The organism is Actinophytocola sp. KF-1, assembly GCF_054661535.1.
On sequence record NZ_BAAFVK010000018.1, the window covers coordinates 78998 to 95830 of the forward strand.

Genomic DNA, 16833 nt, shown 5'->3' on the forward strand with positions numbered 1-16833 from the left:
TCATGCACGGGCCACCAGTAGTGGCACCAGCTGTTCCTCGGGCGTGAGCGAGCCGTGCTGGCCGATCAGTCCGGACAGGAACGACTCGGCCTTCGACCGGATCACCCCGGCCGTGCCGCGCCCGGCCGCGATCACGTCGCCGACGCGGTCGGCGTAGTGCGGGGACAGCGGCCCGAACCAGCCCTCGTCGACGGCCTGCTCCCGCGACACCGTCCACGCGGCGTCGCCGAGCACGCCCTGCCACGTGGCGAGGACGTCCGCCGCCGCGCCGGGCTCGGTGTGCACGTGCCGGGCCCTCGGTTCACCGCTGAACGCCCGCACTCCCGCCCGCAGCACCGGGTCCGTGTCGGCGTCGAAGGTGCGGTCCATGGCCACCATGCCGTGGTCGCCGGTCACCGCGAGCAGGCAGTCCGGCGGCATGAGCGACACGACCGTCTCGACGAGCCGGTCCACCTGCCGCAGCTGCACCCGCCACGGCAGCGAGCCCGGCCCGTACACGTGCCCCATCGCGTCGAGGTCCGCGTGGTAGCCGTACACCAGCCGCCTGCCCGGCTCGGACAACGCGGTCACGATCGCGGCCGCGAGGTCACCGAACGCGAACGCGCCGGTGAACTCGCCGCCCCGCAGCACCGCCCTGGTGAGCCCGGAACCCGCGAACTTCGGCTGCGACACCACGGTCACGCCGACGCCCTCGGCCGCCGCACGCTGGAACACGGTGTCCGCGGGCTGGACGGTCTCGGGAGGGAACGGTTCCCGCAGGTCCACCTTGCCGTGCGTGCCGTGCTCGGCCCACCGCAGCGTGTCCATCACGACCTCGTCGCTCAGCCGCAGCGCCGTGCCGAGCACGCCGTGGGCGCCGGGCGGCAGGCCCGTGCCCAGCGACGCGAGGCTGATCGCCGTGCTGGACGGGAACCCGACGGTCAGCGGGCCCGCGTCGGTCATCGAGGTGAGGAACGGCGCGTCGCCGGGGTGCGCGCGCAGCAGCTCGCTGCCGAGGCCGTCGACCAGCAGCAACGCCGTCGCGCGGGCCGGTTCGAGCACACCGAACACGTCGGCGAGGGATCGGACGCCGTACTCGGGGATCATGTCTCCGCCACCAGTTCCGCCTCCCGCGCCGGCGCGGGCCGGTCGTGCCCGAGGTGGTCGAGCCAGCCACGCACCACCCGGTGCAGTTGTTCCGCGCCGACGATCTCACCGGGCGCGGGCAGGTCCGCCGGGTACATGAGGAATCCGCGGGACTGGCCGCCGCCGAGCCCGCCGTGCGAGCCGACGTGCACCTCGAACGGCGACGCGTCGTCGGTGGCCTCGTGGTATCGGCTGTTGATGAGGATGTCGGGGCAGTGCGCGAAGCCGTCGGTGCGGCGGATCAGGTCGGCGGCGTGCGGGCCGTACCCGGTCAGCGGGTCCTCCCCGGACACCGAGTCGTCACGCAGCCTGCGCACCCCGTCGCGGCCGAGCACGAGCGGGCCCGACTTCGCGCTGCGGACCAGCATGAACCCGACGCCGGGGTGGTCGACGAGCGCGGGCAGCAGCTCGGGGAACTCCCGCTCGATCGTCTCCATGTCGACCCGGCCCTCGTGCTCGGTGAAGGACACCATCGCGACGTGCCCGGACACCACGACCACCACACCGGGCGCCGCCCTGGTCACGGCCGCGGGCCTGCCCTCCTCGGTGCGGTGCCGGTCCCTGGTGTCCTGCCGGGTCGCGCGGGCCCGCAGCGCCTTCGCGATCGGTCCCGCGCCCGTCGACGCCTCCGCGAGTGCCGCGCCGAGCTGCCACGCACCGGTCTTCGGCTTGTCGCGCTTCCCGTTCGGTGGGGGCGTCCCACCGCACATCCTGCCGACGAACTGCTCGATCGACTCGCCGAACCGGTTGGTGAACGCCCAGCCCTGCGTCACGCCGTGGTCGGACAGCACGACCAGCTTGTAGTGGCGCGGCGCGAGCCGGGCGGCCCGGTGCAGGCGGCCGATCTGCTGGTCGATGGCCCGGATCACGGCGAGCGCGTCGAAGCGCTCGATGCCGGTGTGGTGGGCGACCTCGTCGTAGCCGAGGAAGTCGGCGTACACGACCGGCCTGCCCGCCAGCATGTCGCCGATGATCGCGGACACCACCAGGTCGCGGGCGATGACCGTGGTGCCCGCCCGCGCGAACGGGAAGAAGCCGCCGCGTTTGATCCTCGGCCGCACCCTGGCCCGGTGCTGCCGGGTGGACGCGGAGATCTCCCGCAGCACGTCGACGAGCGCGGACCCGAACGTGCGCACCACGTTGATCGGGTTCGCGAAGTAGGCGTAGTAGCCGGAGCCCGCCGGGTCGCGCCGTTCGCGGTGCGACTTCGTGAGGATCGGCACCGCGCTCATCGTGAGGCTGGTGTGGTCGGCGTCGCCGGTGAACAGGCCACCGCGGGCGGCGCCGCCGTTCGCGAGCAGGCCCTGCCCGTTCGAGTGGCGCCGTTCGATCTCGGCCGCGTCGGTCGGGTGCGCGCACGCCATCACGTGGTCGCGGTCCTTCTCGTACCAGCGGAAACCGAGGATGTCGTCGTTGCTGCCGTGCAGCAGGCCGCACACGCTCGCGCCGGTCTGGGACGACCAGTCGCAGTGCCAGTCGGTGAGGACGTGGCTGCCGTCGGACAGCCAGCGGGCCAGTGTGGGCAGGTCACCGTCGCGGACGGCGCGGCGCACGGTGTCGTGGCCGAGACCGTCGATCTGCAGGAGCAGCACGCCGGGCGGGTCGTCGCACGGGTCGGTCCCGTCCTTGCGGAACCGGCGCGCGGCCCGCCGGAAGAACACCTCGTCCTCGTCGATCGCGAGCATGCTGCTGACCAGCCCGGCGACGGCAGCCATCACGACGGCGACGACCACCGCGGTCCTGATGTTCGCGACGTACACCTCCGGCACCGCGAACGAGATGCCGAGGATGCCGGCGCCCAGCAGCAGGAACGAGAACAGCCCGAGGAACAGCACCGCACCGGGCGGCGCGAACCGCATGATCAGCGGCCACACGACCGCGCTGAGCAGCCCGAGCATGGCCGCGAACACCGTCGGCTGCCACCACAGCGGCATGGCGAAGTCGGTGAGCCACAGGTCGAGCAGGTGCAGGCTGACCGCGACGAGCGCCCAGACGAGCAGCAGGCGGGCCACTGCCCGCCCGCCACGCAGCAACCGGCCGCGGTCAGTGAGTTCCGGCATGTTCGCGTGCTCTCTCCCGCCGCTTGCTGATCAACCCGATGACGAGCGTGACGACCAGGATCAGGAACGTGGCGATCACGGTCGCGACCAGCGGGTTGTCGAACAGACCGCCGCTGACCACGCCCAGTCCCGCGTAGGCGACCGCCCACAGCAGGCACGCCCCGGCCGAGGCCACGACGATCCGCCGCCACGGGTAGTCGAGCGCCCCGGCGGCGAGCAGCACGGGGATGCGCCCGGCGGGCACCATGCGCCCGATCACGACGAGCAGCCAGCCGCGCTCGACGAACTTCGCCCGCGCCGCGTCGAGCTTCTCCTGCGACTGCCGTTTCTCGAACCAGCGGGCGAGCGTCCCCCGCCCGCCCCGTCCCGCACCGAACGTGACGAGGTCGCCGATCAGCGCCCCGAGCATGGCGAACACGACGACCAGGACGAGGTTGAGGTCCCCGCCGCTGACCGCGATCGCCGCGCCCGCGCCCACCACGGCCCCGGTCGGCACGACCGGCACGATCGACCCGAGCAGCACCCCACCGAAGATCACCGGGTAGCCGATGGACGACGGGTGTGTCCAGTCGATCCCGAGGAAGCCGCTCACGACCCGGGCACGGCGTCGGGCAACCGCACGTTCTCACCCGGCTGCGTGACCAGCACGCGGGTGGCTCCGGTGACGGCGGCGGCGAACTCGTGCGGCGGGTCCTTCAGCAGCCGCCGCATCCGCCGCCCGTGCTTGCCGGGCAGCTGAGGAAGCCCGGTGACGGCGAGCGTCCCCCAGTGCACCGGCACCGCGACACGCGGCTTGATGAGGTCGACGGCAGCCGCCGCTCGCTCGGGGTTCATGTGCCCCGGTCCCAGCGTCGGCCCCCACCCCCAGACGGGCAGCAGCGCCACGTCGACGTCGGTGAAACCGGCCATCTCGGGGAAGAGGTCGGTGTCGCCCGCCGCGTACACCTTCCGCTCGGCACCCTCGATGAGGTGCCCCATGGCGACGGCCTGCGGCCCGCGCGTCGAGCGCGGCCCCCACCGGTGCCCGGAGTGCTCGGCGCGGACGCCGGTGACACGCAGGTCACCGTGCTCCAGCTCCTCGCCGGGCGCCAGCTCGTCGACCCGGCGGACGCCCTTGCCGCGCAGCCAGTCCCCGGCGCCACGCGGCACCACGACCCGGACGTGCTCGGAGAGCAGCCGCAACGACGGCAGGTGGACGTGGTCGCCGTGCAGGTGGGAGAGCAGCACCAGGTCGACGTCGCCGTGGTCGGCCTTCGTGCAGGAGGACGTCACCCTGGTGAGCGCCGACACCCGGTCGGTGAGCACGGGGTCGGTCAGCACGGCGTGCCCGGCGAGCTCCACCCGGACGGTGGAGTGCCCGACGAACCGCAAACCAAGAGAACGCACGCGGCCAGTATTACAAGTCGCGAGCCGCGTGGCAGCGCCGCAGGTCAGGGCTGGTGCGCGCGAGCCGGTCGGCCGGCGGTCGGCTCGGCCTTCGGGGTACCTCGGGCCCTGGCCTGCGCAGCGGGCCGGTTGCCTGGGCGGTGCTGGAGGAGCGTTTCGGGTGTTGTGTGCTCGGGTCTTGGGGGAGGGGTCTGCCGAGGTGCATGGGCGTGGTGGGCCCGTGCGCGGCGCACCGGGCCCGTTTGTGGTCCGGGATGAACTGGGCTGGGGCGGCTGCGGCGGGACTTTCCTTCGGAGGCGCTCCCGAGCGCTGCGCGCTCCGGCCCGCGGAGCGGGCCAGCCGCACGCCGAGCCGACCGCCTCAAGGAGCACCCTGGGCAGAACCGCTGCGTCGGCGCGGAACTCGAGGGACACCGCCGGACACGGGGGCCGCCGCAGCGGGTCAGAGCTTCACCGGGTACCGCGGCTCGGGGACAGCCACCTTGATGCGGTGCTCGACGAAGATCCCGTGCCACAGCATGAACACGATCAGCGCCCACAGCTGCCGCGAACGGTCGAGCTGCCCCTCCCGGTGCTCGTCGAGCAGGGCGAGCACCGCCCGCCGGTCCAGGTGCTCGTCCGTCTGTGACGACGTGATGATCGACCGCGCCCACTCGTACATCTCGTTGCGCAGCCAGTGGCGGATCGGCACGGGGAAGCCCAGCTTGCGCCGGTTGAGCACGTGCGGCGGGATGATCCGCTTGAGCGCCTGGCGCAGCGCGTACTTCGTGGTCCCGCCGGCGAGCTTCTCCTCGCGCGGGAGCCGGGACGCGATCTCGAACACCTCGATGTCGAGGAACGGCACGCGCAGCTCGAGCGAGTTGGCCATGGTGACCTTGTCGGCCTTGACGAGGATGTCGCCGCGCAGCCACGTGAACAGGTCGACGTGCTGCATGCGGGCCACCGGGTCCCAGTCCCAGGACTCCCGGTACCACGGCATGGTGACGTCCTTGAACCCGATGTTCGGGTTGTAGTCCCGCAGCACGGCCCGCAGCTGCTCGTCGCGGAAGTTCCGCGCGTTGCCGTAGTAGCGGTCCTCCAGCTTAAGGGCACCGCGGCGCAGCAGGTCCTTGCCGCGCACGCCCTCCGGGATCTTGGTGGACAGGTTGCCGAGCATCTTGCGCATGCCGTGCGGCATCTTCTCGAACGGCGCGAGCGACACCGGCTCGTTGTAGATCGTGTAGCCGCCGAACAGCTCGTCCGCGCCCTCGCCGGACAGCACCGCCTTGACGTACTTGCGTGCCTCGCGCGCGATGAACCACAGCGGCACCAGCGCCGGGTCGGCCACCGGGTCGTCGAGGTACCAGACGATGAGCGGCAGCGCGTCCATCATCTCCTGCGGCGACACGGTCTTGACCACGTGCCGCACGCCGATGGCCTCCGCGGTCTCCGCGGCCACGTCGACCTCGGAGTAGCCCTCGCGCTCGAACCCGGTCGTGAACGCGATCAGGTTCGGGTTGGACTCGCGCGCGAGCGTCGCCGTGGCGGTCGAGTCGATGCCGCCGGACAGGAACGCGCCGACCGTGACGTCCGGGTCGGAGATCATGTGCTTGGCGACCGAGTCGCGCATGACCTCGGCGATCTCGTCGTACAGCTTCTCCGGGTCCGGCACCGGCTTCGACTCGAACGTCGGGTGGAAGTACCGGTTGAACTGGATCCGCTGGCCGGGACGCACGTAGAACGACGTGCCGGACTCGATGCGGCGGATGCCGGTGTGCATCGACTCGGGCTCCGGCACGTACTGGAGCACCAGGTAGTGCTGCAGTGCGCGCTTGTCGAGCTGCTCACGCACGCCGAGCGGGCCGGACAGTTCCAGCAGGCTCTTCTTCTCGCTGGCGAACGCGACCCCGCCGGGCCCGCCCGACCAGTACAGCGGCTTGATGCCGAACGGGTCGCGCGCCCCGAACACGACCCGCTCCTGCGCGTCCCAGATCAGGAACGCGAACATGCCGCGCAGCTTCTTGACCGAGTCCGGCCCGAGGTAGTGGAACGCGGCGACGATGGCCTCGCCGTCACCGCGGGTGCGGAACCGGGCGCCGTACCGGTCCGCGAGCATCTGCCGCAGCTCGCGGTAGTTGTAGATCTCGCCGTTGAAGTTCAGCGTGTACCGGGTCGGGTTCTCCGGCGGGCCCCAGATCAGCGGCTGGTGCGAGTGCTCGAGGTCGATGAACGCGAGCCGGTTGAACCCGTAGACGACCTCGCCGCCCGCCCACGTGTCGGTCTCGTCCGGGCCGCGGTGCCGCTGGCAGCGCATGGCGGCCCGCACGGCCTCGCGCCTGGCGGCCGCGTGGTGGGGGGTGGCGCAGACAAGTCCGATCAGGCCGCACACGCGTGGTCACACCTCAATCACGGGGTCGTCGGGGGTGTCTTCCACTATGCCGTATGCCGAATTCCGTGTTTGTTTCGACTGCGGTGTGGGAACCTTGCTGACCATGAAGGAGCCACCAAGAGCAGCGGTACTGGACGTCGGGTGTTTCAGTGCTCACCTCATGGTGGTGGAAAAGTCTCTGACCAGGCCTTTGGTGTCACACAAGGTGCGCCTGCGGCTGGACCGCGCACTCGACGAGGGGAACCGCATCTCCTCGGATGGCATAGATCACATCACAGCGGCGGTCGCCGAGGTCCAGGAGCGCCTGCGTGAGGTGCGGGTGCCCGCGTTCATGGCGTTCGCCACGTCGTCGGTGCGGGACGCGGCCAACTCGTCACAGGTGGTGACGCGCGTCGCCAAGCGCACCGGGCTCGAGCTGCGGCTCCTCTCCGGTGAGCGCGAGGCCAGGATGTCCTACACGGCGTGCCGGTCGTGGTTCGGCGAGTCCGGCGCGCTGTCGGTGCTCGACATCGGCGGCGGCACGGTCGAGCTGGCGGCGGGCGACGCCCGCAAGCCGGTCTTCGCCCGGTCGCTGCCGCTGGGGGCCCGCACGCTCACCCGATCGGGTCTTTCTCTGCCGAAGCTGCGGAGCACGCTGCCCGGCAAGATCGCCGAGGCGCTCCCCGACGGCGCGCTCGCGAAGCTCTCGACGGGCCGCGCGGTCGGCTGCTCGAAGGTGTTCCAGCAGCTCGCGGAGCTGACCGGCGCGCGGTCCCGCCTGCACGCCGCTGACCTGGCCGAATGGATCCCACGGCTGGCCAAGATGACCCCGAGGCAGCGCGCGAAGCTGCCGGGCATCTCCCGGCACCGGGCGCGGCAGTCGCTCGCGGGCGCCGTGGCGGCGGAGGCCCTGATGCACGCGACCGGCCACGAGACCATCGAGATCAGCCCGTGGTCGACCAAGGAAGGTCTCCTGCTCAACCTTTTGCGGGAACAGAGGGCCTAGCCAAGCCCTTAGTGTTGTCCCGTGGACGTCCGCGGGTGGCTCGCGCAAGCGCCGCCGTACGAGCCGATCAGGCTGGTCGAGGCGTGGGAGACCTACGAGCGCGCCATGGCGGAGCGCCCGGTGGACATCATGACCGCCATCGGCGACAGCCAGCCGACCTCGTTCAGCGCGCTGTACACGCACCAGGCCGTCCGGTACTTCACCGAGCTGGTCGGCAAGGAGCGCTGGCCGTGCCCGCCCGAGCTCGCCGAGGGCGCGGGGGAGGAGTTCCTCGCGTTCGTCGACCTCGACCTGCCGACGGGACATGTCGACGTGCTGGCGCGGACGAGTCACGTGCCGCCGTTGAACGGTGTTCGCCACAGCAAGACGTTCCGGGGGAGCGTGTTCCGTCACCCGGACGTGGACGGTGTGTGCGTTCTGTGGCGCTGGTACGCCACGGAGTCGATCCCCGGGTAATTCTTGCCGAGGGCACAGAATCCCGCATGAATGACCGCACTTTTGTGCACCGGTGCATTCATGTTCTGCCCCTAATCTCGGGAGGGTTTGCCCGCAGCGCGTCCACACAAGGGGAGACAGCTGATGGACCCCGAAACACTGGAAGCCGTCGCCGTCGTCGACATCGATCCCGGTCAGGCCGGTGAATGGTTCGACGTGGTCGAAGCGGCCCACTCGACATCGAACGGCGACTGGGACACATTTTCCGAGCAGCTCCGCTCGACCGCGGGCGGGGGTTTCGACACGGCCGTCAAGACATTCCTGTGGTACGCCGCCGACCACGGGAAGATGGAATTGATCGACAAGCTCGTCGCCGATCCGGGGGCGTTGCCGTCCGCGTACGCGAACTCCAGGGAGCAGGCGGCGGAGCCACAGCCGGGGTCGTGGGACACGGTCGTGGAGCTGTTCGGTTCCGGCTGGGCCGGGTGGGACGGTTCCGAGGAGGGCTGGGCACAGTTCCGTGACTGGACCTACACGTCGGCGAACGCGCAGGACCCGGCGCTGTACGCCGTCGCCTACGAGGGGCTCGCGCCGCTCGACGATCTCCCGCTCGCCGAGCGGATCGCCAGGATGACCGGGCTCGGGTTCGAGATCAACGCCCAGCCACCGGACGAGCAGGCGGGCGACCCGTGGTCGGACGTCGTGCGGGACTTCGGGCCGGGCTGGGCGAACTGGGACGGCTCGGACGAGGGCTGGGCACAGTTCCGCGACTGGACCTACACGTCGGCCAACGCGCAGGACCCGGCGCTGTACGCCGCCGCGTACGAGAAGCTGGCGCCGCTCGACGAACTCCCCGCCGCGGCGCGGATCGCCAGGCTGACCGAGTTCGGATTCGCCGTCCAGGCCTCGCCCCAGCCGGACGGCGGGTCCGCCGAGTCCGCCGCGGTGCCCGGCGAGCCGTCGGCGGACCCGATCATCGAGGAGGCGCTCGCCGAGGCGCTGGCGGAGGTGCCGGGTGCCGAGAACCTGACGGCCGAGGAACTGACGCGGATGCGCGCTGAGATCGCCGAGGAACTCGCCAAGGAAGCCGCCGAGGAAACGGCCGAACCGGAGGACGCGTCATGACCTACCGCAACGTCAGGGAAAAGGCCGCGAACAAGGCCCGGGACAAGAAGAGCAAGCAGAAGGAGAAGAAGACCAAGCCGAGGACCGACCACGCCGACGCGATCGCCGCCGGGCCGGGCGTGTACGCGGTGAACGGCATCAACGTGCAACGCGGCGAGCGCAACGAACTGATGCCCACCTGGGTGCAGGACAACTTCCGATATCACATCAATCTTCAAGGTGGGGACCGCGACCACGTCTACCACGTGACCCGCGAGAGCAACCCGAGGATCCAGTACTTCTTCACCGGCTCCGGGACCGACATCGAGAGCGTGGTCCCGAACAAGAAGGAACGGGGCAAGTCGACCCAGAGGGACCCCTTCACCGACGAGGACGTGACCACGAAGCTGCCGTTCAACCAGCTGCCCAGTGACGTCCAGGACTTCATCAAGAACTACTGGAGGCAGATCCTCGGCTAGCCCCGCGCACGTGAACGGGCGCCCACACACGCGTGTGGGCGCCCGTCCCGTTGCGCTAGTACCGGACCGTCAGCGTGTCCACGTCGAACAACGCGCCCGCGCCGCCCGTGAACGTCAGGAACAGCGCGCCGGACGCGGTGCCGGTCAGCGTGGTCGAGACGTCCTGGAAGGTTTCCCAGCCACCGGTCACCGGCACGGTCACCGTGCCGAGGACGGTGCCCGTCTGGGAGCCGGACCGGACGGTGATCGTGCCGCCCGCGCCCGCCGACGAGATGCGTGCCGAGAAACCCTTGGCGCCACTCGTGCTCAGCTGCGCGTAGCCCGCCCAGTCACCCGACTCGATGTACCCGGCCGTGGCGCCGCCGCTCGCCGCCGCGTGCGCCGCGACCTGCACACCACCCGTCGACGACCACGACTCGCCCTCCACGGTGCGGCTCGTGCCCGAGTTCGCCGGGTTGATGGTGAACGCGTCGAGGTCGAACAGGTTGCCCTGCCCGGTCGCGCCCTTGAACACCAGGAACAGCTGTGTCGTGCCCGCCGGCGCGCCGGACAGCGCACCGTTGACGTTCACGAACGTGTCCCAGCTGCCGGTGTTCGCCACCGCCGCCGAGCCGAGCAGCGTGCCCGTCGCCGAGCCCGCGCGGACCTCGAGGGTGCCGCCCGCACCGCCGGACGACACGCGGGCGGTGAAGCTGCCCGCGCCGGACAGCGCGTACGGCGTGAACGAGATCCAGTCGCCGTTGTCGGTGAACCCGACCGTCTGACCGCCCTCCGCCGCCGCGTGCTGCGCCAGCTGGATGCCGTTCTGCGCACTGAAGTGTTCACCCTGCCGGTGCCGTGGCTGCAGCTTGCGCTTGCTGTGCGTGGTCAGCCCGCCCTTGTCGGTGTACTCGGCGTCGAACACCCCGTAGATGTTGGCCGCCGCGTCGTGCTCGCCGTCGACCGGTGTGGTGATCGTGCCGGAACAGCCCGTCTTCGCCGTGATCTCGTGCTCGTGGCTGTCGTGGCCCAGCAGGTAGCGGACCTTCACCCGCGAGCAGTCGATCGTGCCGTCCTCCGGGTCGGACACGGTGACCTGGAAGGACACCGTGTCACCGAACGAGAACAGCGCACCGTCCGCCGGGGTGGACAGCGTCACCGACGGCGCCGTGTTGCCGACCGAGACCTGCACGTTCGCCGAGCCGGTGAGGCCCTGCGGGTCCCGCACGGTCAGCGTCGCCGTGTAGTTCCCGTTGGTGGTGTACGTCTTCTGCGGGTTCGCCGCCGTCGACGTGGTGCCGTCACCGAAGTTCCACTGGTAGGTGAGCGCGCCGCCCTCCGGGTCGGAGCTGCCCGCCGACGAGAAGTTCACGGTCAGCGGCGACGGGCCGGACGTCTTGTCCGCTGACGCCCGCGCGATCGGGTTGCGGTTCGTGCCGCCGATGTACTCGATCCGCCACAGTGCCTGGTTGTTGGCACCGGTGCCGTAGTCGAGCACGTACAGCGCGCCGTCCGGCCCGAACGCCATGTCCATCACCTGCGTGCCGGTCCACGGGAACGCGCCGATGTCGCCGACCCCGCCCGTCGAGGTCACCTCGATCGCCTTGATCCAGCGGCGGCCGTACTCGCCCGCGAAGAAGCGCCCGTCGAGCGACTGCGGGAACTTCACCGACGAGTTCAGGTTCGGGTCGTACCGGTACACCGGGCCGCCCATCGGCGACTCGGAGCCGCTGCCGAACTCCGGCGGGGTGCCCGCGTCACCGGCGTAGCGGATCCACGCGGCCCGCGCGGGCGGCAGCTTCTGCAGGCCGGTGTTGCGGAACGAGTTGTTCGTCGGGCCGCCGGGGCAGTCGTACTTCGCACTCGACGGACCGGACGGGAACTGGAACTCGTTGTACGTCTCGGTGCTGGTGTTCGTGCCGGTGCAGTACGGCCAGCCGTAGTTGCCCGCCGACGTGATCCGGTTGAACTCCACCTGGCCGCTCGGCCCGCGGCTGGCGTTGGTGACGCCGGCGTCCGGTCCGTAGTCGCCGAGGTAGACGATGCCGGTCGCCTTGTCGACGCTCATCCGGAACGGGTTGCGGAAGCCCATCGCGTAGATCTCCGGACGGGTGCCCGCCGTGCCCGGCGCGAACAGGTTGCCCGACGGGATCGTGTAGGTGCCGTCGGCCTGCGGCTTGATGCGCAACACCTTGCCGCGCAGGTCGTTGGTGTTGGCGGCGCTGCGCTGCGCGTCGAACGACGGGTTGCGGTTGGTCCGCTCGTCGATCGGGCTGTACCCGTCCGACTGGAACGGGTTGGTGTCGTCACCCGTGGTCAGGTAGAGGTTCCCGGCGGCGTCGAAGTCGATGTCACCGCCGACGTGGCAGCACTGGCCGCGGTCGTTGGCGACCCGCAGCACGATCTTCTCGCTCGCCATGTCGAGGGTGTTGCCGGTGGTGAGCACGAACCGCGACAGCCGCAGCTCGCCCTTGAACCGGTCCCAGTCCGCCTGCGTGCCCTCGGTCGGCGCGTCACCGGCCGGAGTGGACAGTGCGGGCGAGTAGTACAGCCAGATGTACCGGTTCGTGGCGAAACCGGGGTCGGCCGCGACGCCCTGGAGACCTTCCTCGTCGTGGGTGTAGACGGACAGCTTGCCCGCGGTGGTGGTGTTGCCCGCCGCGTCGGTGACCCGGACCGTGCCGTCACGGGCGGTGTGCACGACCGACCGGTTGGGCAGCACGGCGAGCGACATGGCCTCGCCGAGCTCGCCGCCACCGGACGCGAGCTGGATCTGTTGGTAGTCGGCGGCTGGGATGACGGACCCGGCCTGTGCGGCCGGGGTCGGGAGGAGCAGCGCGGCCACGAGCACCGCCGCGGTCACTCCGTACCGACGCCGTTGGTGCAGGGACATCGGCGTCCTTTCAGTTGCGGTATGCCTGGATTTCGGCGACCTGGCCCGCCGGCCAGCCGGTGTTGCCGCTGAAGACCAGGCGAACGAAGCGGTGGCCGTGTGCCGCGATGGGCACGGTCACCGTGTTCTGCGTGGCGGGATCGAAGAGGTGGCCGCGCGCGGCGGCGACCGTGGTGTAGGCGAAACCGTCGGCGCTGCCCCGGACCTCGATGGTCTGTGTGCGGGCGCCCCACGACGGCGGCAGCGACAGCACGAGCCTGCCGACGTCCTGTGTGGACCCGAGGTCGAGGGTGAGCGTCTGCGGGAACGCGTGGTTGGCGGATTCCCAGTAGCTGTCCCGGTTCCCGTCGTTGGCGTTGGCGGCGGGGTAACCGGGCTGCGTGCCGCTCGCGGTGAGCGTCGCGCCGCGGGCGAGGTCGGGGTTCGCGGGCGGGGTCGTGCCACCGGTGAACCGCTCGACCCAGTACCGCGTGCGGTCGAGGTAGGCGGTCTCGGCGGCGGCGCCCGTCCTGCCGTAGGCGCCCTCGTAGGTCAGGTACCCGTGGCCGGCGGGCGGGTTCGAGCGGGCGGGCTCGATGATGGAGCCCTCGTGCCACTCGTTGAACGAGGTGACCGACACCCACGTCGGCGCCCCGCCCGTCGCGGGGTCGAGCGCGTTGTTCCACTGCCGGTCGTACATGGCCCCGTTCGCGCGGTCGACGGTCGGGGTCGTGTTGCCGGGCACCGCGCGGTCGTCGAGGTACCCGGGTGCCACGGACGGCGCCCAGACGAGACCGTTGGCGCGGCAGAAGTCGGACGCGTTCTTCCAGCCGGGCGCGGTGGCCCCCGCGATCCCGTCGTAGGTGTACATGCCACCGAAGTGCGCGACCTTGGTGGTGTCGGTGGTCTGCGCGAGCACGATGCTGGTGTTCCGCACCTGGTCGAGCGCCGACCAGTCGGCGATCCGCAGGCTCTCGAACACGTAGAACGCGGCCCGGTTGCCGTGCGCGGCGTCCCGGTAGAAGGCCGGGCTGGAGCCGTAACGCGCGTGGATGTAGTTGATGTCGGCGACGGTCGAGGCTGCGGTGCGCCCGGCGTAGGGCTCGAGGTGCCAGGCCACCTTCACCCCGTAGCGCGCGGCGGCGGCGAGGATCGCGGGGGCGAGGTTGTCCTCGTAGGAGCCCTGGCCCCACCAGCTCGTGACGATCACGCCCGCGCCGGACTGGCGGACCCACGCCATGTGCTGGTCGAGAACGGAGGCGCTGCCGGAGTCGTAGGCGCCGAGGGTGGGGTAGAAGTTGGCGCCGATGTCGTTGGGTGGGGTGTGGCCGCCCTGGTCCCAGTGGCGGTAGGTGCCGTACCAGGGGTAGTAGAAGAGGTGAACGTCGGACGGGGTGGCTTGGACAGCCTCGGGCCGCGCGCCGGCCGCCGGTGCGGGTGTGGCGACCACACCGACGGCGAGCAACAGAGCCAGAAGGCCGACGATGCTGTGCAGGGTTCGCATGTCTGCCCTTCGATTCCTCGCAACACTGCCAGGTGACTAGGAGGATACGCAGAGTCAACAGATCGAGGCAATATGCCAGCAGTGTCTTGCAAGAAATCGACAGTCTCGTGCAACTGATTGCAGGGGTGGATGGTGTGGGACTGCGGGATCGGGGGTGAGATGGTCCCCTCAAAGGAAAGTGGCAGAGCCGGGTGCCGAGCGCAAGGGACGTCATGCGCTTGGCGCAGGTGCCGCCCCGGTCAGCCCGCGGCGGGGCGCTGCTTCCGGGCACGCGTCCTGAAAGACGCGCCTAGCGCCGAAGGCGCCAAGACCCATCCCGTGGAGAAGCCGCCCGAACGGGATGCCCCGGTAGTGGTTCGGTGGTGGTGGCGGGCAGAGAGGCGGGTGAGTGCGCCGCCCGCGCAATCCGCCGCCGCAACCGCGGCCTCCGGCCCCCGACATCCAGCCTAGAGCAGGCCACCGACACGATCAGCCACCAACAGCCGAGTTGTCCACAGCCAACGGCCTCCGGCCCCCGAGAACCAGCCTACCGACCACCACCGACAAAACCGCGCACGTCATCCACACCCTTGCTAACCTCATGACACCCGTCATGAAGAGGCCCCCATGGAACGAACTCCCCGCGAACGCATGGTCTACAGCGCCGTGCAGCTGGTCCGCGCCCGCGGCGCGACGGGCACCGGCGTGCGCGACGTGGTGGCGCACGCCGACGCCCCCCGCGGCTCGTTCCAGCACTACTTCCCCGGCGGCAAGGACCAGCTGGTGGGCGAAGCGGTCCTGTGGGCCGCCGACTTCGCCGCCGATCGCGCCCGCTCCTACCGCGCCACGGCCCGCAAGCCGACCCCGTCGGGTCTCTTCCAGCATATGGCCCGCCAGTGGAAGGACGAGTTCACCAAACGCGGCTTCGACCGCGGCTGCCCGCTCATGGCCGCCACCGCCGACCTGGTCGGCACCGAGTCATCAGTGCGAACCCAGCTGCGGGACGGCATCATCCGCTGGGAGACCGCGGTGGCCGAGGAACTGATCGCCATGGACGTCGCGCCGCGGCGGGCGAAGCGGCTCGCCACGCTCATGATCAGCACCCTCGAGGGCGCGATCATGTCAGCCCGGCTGCACGAGGACGTCGCCCCGCTCACCACCGTGGTTGCCGAGCTCGCGCCATTGCTGGACGACTGACCGCACGTCCAGGTCCAGCACGGTGTCGCACCCGTGATGCCGTGCCGCCACCACGGGCAGCGCCGACGTCAGGTATCCGAGCAGCGACGTCCGGCACACCTCCATGCGCACGACGGCCACGTCCGCGTGCGCCAGGAGCGTCACGACCAGTTCGCGGCCGAGACCCTTGCTCTGCCACCGATCCTCGACGATCGCCGCGACCTCGTGCACGCCCGGCTCGCCGGGGACCGGGCCCGCGCTCGCGAGCGCGACGATCTCGTCCCCCTCCTCGGCGACCACCGCGGCGTGTTCGCCCGTCAGGCAGCGCCGCAGGTACGCGGGCGGGAACTCCTCGACCACGCCGTGGAACCGCTGGAACCTCGTCGCCGGGGTGCAGCGGGCCAGCATGCGGGTCAGGGCGTCCCCGTCGCCGGGGCGCAGCGCGCGGATCACGACGCGGCCGTCCGCGCCTCGATCGCGCGGACCACCGCGACCATGTCCTCCTCGCCGTGCCCGAGCGCCGCCGTCTCCCCGTACAGCGCGTGGCACACGTCCAGCAACGGCGACGCGATGCCCGCCGCCCGCGCCGCCTCCGCCACGAGCCGGTTGTTCTCCAGCACGTTCGTGATCGACGCCTGCACGTCGAAGTCGCCGGCCAGGAGCTTCGCCGTCTTCACCCGGGACACCGCGCTCGCCATCGGCCCCGCGTCGAGCACGCCCGCGACCCGCGCCAGGTCGAGGCCGTGGCGTTCGGCGAAGTGGACGGCCTCGGCGAGCCCCGTGACCATCGTGATCAGGTACAGGTTCACCGCGAGCTTCGTCAGCAGCCCGTTCGGCACCGGACCGCACAGCACGGTCTCGTGGCACATCGGGGCCAGCAGCGGCGCCACCTCGGCCGCCGCGTCGCCCGCCAGCATCGCCACCAGTTCGCCCTTGACCGCGGGGATCCGCGACCCGGACACCGGCGCCTCCACGTACCGGCCGCCGGCGGCGGCCACGTCGTCGGCCAGCGACCGCGACCAGCCGGGCGCCGTCGTTCCCATGTGGACGACCGTGTGCCCGGCGACGCGCCCGGCGAACTCCGGTGTGCCACGGGCGAGGACCGTGTCCACGGCGACGTCGTCGGCCAGCATCATCAGCACCGTCGACGCCGACGCGAACACCTCGGCCGGGCTCTCGGCCACCGTCGCACCCGCGTCCCGCAGCTCCGCGCACCGCGCGCGCGTGCGGTTCCACACCACGAGTGGCGTGCCCGCCCGCGCCAGGTTGAGCGCCATCGGCTTGCCCATCACGCCGAGCCCGAGAAAACCCAGTCGCACCATGACCTCCCGCTGCTATGACAGCCGTCATACTAGCCTCGGTCATGACGGCTGTCATAGCC

14 protein-coding genes are annotated in these 16833 nt (G+C 71.0%); 5 read left to right on the forward strand and 9 right to left on the reverse strand.

The annotated features are described in order from the left end of the window. From ACYQ77_RS40095 to asnB, 5 genes are all read right to left on the reverse strand, one after another. Positions 1 to 1086: an alkaline phosphatase family protein gene (locus tag ACYQ77_RS40095; protein ID WP_459721858.1), complete on the reverse strand. Its 1086-nt coding sequence runs from the start codon at positions 1084 to 1086 to the stop codon at positions 1 to 3. Next, positions 1083 to 3185: a phage holin family protein gene (locus ACYQ77_RS40100; RefSeq protein ID WP_459721861.1), complete on the reverse strand. Its 2103-nt coding sequence runs from the start codon at positions 3183 to 3185 to the stop codon at positions 1083 to 1085. Before ACYQ77_RS40100 ends, ACYQ77_RS40095 begins: the two co-directional genes overlap by 4 nt. Then, on the reverse strand, positions 3169 to 3777 hold the full coding sequence (locus ACYQ77_RS40105; protein WP_459721864.1) for a DedA family protein: 609 nt from the start codon (positions 3775 to 3777) through the stop codon (positions 3169 to 3171). The genes ACYQ77_RS40100 and ACYQ77_RS40105 overlap by 17 nt, the downstream gene beginning before the upstream one ends. Continuing rightward, entirely contained in the window at positions 3774 to 4571 is a 798-nt protein-coding gene (locus tag ACYQ77_RS40110) for an MBL fold metallo-hydrolase (protein ID WP_459721867.1), read from the reverse strand. The genes ACYQ77_RS40105 and ACYQ77_RS40110 overlap by 4 nt, the downstream gene beginning before the upstream one ends. A 442-nt stretch (positions 4572 to 5013) precedes the next feature. Further along, positions 5014 to 6939: an asparagine synthase (glutamine-hydrolyzing) gene (asnB, locus tag ACYQ77_RS40115; protein WP_459721869.1), complete on the reverse strand. Its 1926-nt coding sequence runs from the start codon at positions 6937 to 6939 to the stop codon at positions 5014 to 5016. Between the two features lie 103 nt (positions 6940 to 7042). Between asnB and ACYQ77_RS40120 the strand changes: the two genes are divergently transcribed. The 4 genes from ACYQ77_RS40120 (at position 7043) to ACYQ77_RS40135 (ending at position 9942) form a co-directional block, all read left to right on the forward strand. Beyond that, a complete protein-coding gene (locus ACYQ77_RS40120) occupies positions 7043 to 7924 on the forward strand; it encodes a Ppx/GppA phosphatase family protein (RefSeq protein WP_459721872.1) in 882 nt (293 codons plus the stop codon). A 21-nt stretch (positions 7925 to 7945) separates the two neighbouring features. Then, entirely contained in the window at positions 7946 to 8380 is a 435-nt protein-coding gene (locus ACYQ77_RS40125; RefSeq protein WP_459721875.1) for a hypothetical protein, read from the forward strand. 123 nt (positions 8381 to 8503) lie between these two features. Further along, positions 8504 to 9484, forward strand: a complete 981-nt coding sequence (locus tag ACYQ77_RS40130; protein ID WP_459721877.1) for a hypothetical protein — start codon at positions 8504 to 8506, stop codon at positions 9482 to 9484. Beyond that, on the forward strand, positions 9481 to 9942 hold the full coding sequence (locus tag ACYQ77_RS40135) for a hypothetical protein (RefSeq protein ID WP_459721880.1): 462 nt from the start codon (positions 9481 to 9483) through the stop codon (positions 9940 to 9942). The genes ACYQ77_RS40130 and ACYQ77_RS40135 overlap by 4 nt, the downstream gene beginning before the upstream one ends. 55 nt (positions 9943 to 9997) lie before the next feature. Here the strand turns inward: ACYQ77_RS40135 and ACYQ77_RS40140 are convergent, their stop codons facing one another. Together ACYQ77_RS40140 and ACYQ77_RS40145 are read right to left on the reverse strand one after the other, a co-directional pair. Continuing rightward, positions 9998 to 12814 (reverse strand): carbohydrate-binding protein, encoded by a 2817-nt coding sequence (locus tag ACYQ77_RS40140; protein WP_459721883.1) that lies wholly within the window; start codon positions 12812 to 12814, stop codon positions 9998 to 10000. A 10-nt stretch (positions 12815 to 12824) separates the two neighbouring features. Continuing rightward, positions 12825 to 14297, reverse strand: a complete 1473-nt coding sequence (locus ACYQ77_RS40145) for a discoidin domain-containing protein (RefSeq protein ID WP_459721886.1) — start codon at positions 14295 to 14297, stop codon at positions 12825 to 12827. Positions 14298 to 14903: 606 nt separating this feature from the next. Here ACYQ77_RS40145 and ACYQ77_RS40150 point away from each other — a divergent pair. Further along, positions 14904 to 15473 (forward strand): TetR/AcrR family transcriptional regulator, encoded by a 570-nt coding sequence (locus ACYQ77_RS40150; RefSeq protein WP_459721889.1) that lies wholly within the window; start codon positions 14904 to 14906, stop codon positions 15471 to 15473. On the opposite strand, the gene ACYQ77_RS40155 is transcribed toward ACYQ77_RS40150, so the two are convergent. Beyond that, entirely contained in the window at positions 15399 to 15905 is a 507-nt protein-coding gene (locus tag ACYQ77_RS40155; protein ID WP_459721892.1) for an N-acetyltransferase family protein, read from the reverse strand. The genes ACYQ77_RS40150 and ACYQ77_RS40155 overlap by 75 nt on opposite strands. Continuing rightward, positions 15902 to 16774, reverse strand: a complete 873-nt coding sequence (locus ACYQ77_RS40160; RefSeq protein WP_459721895.1) for an NAD(P)-dependent oxidoreductase — start codon at positions 16772 to 16774, stop codon at positions 15902 to 15904. Before ACYQ77_RS40160 ends, ACYQ77_RS40155 begins: the two co-directional genes overlap by 4 nt. Positions 16775 to 16833: the final 59 nt, after the last annotated feature.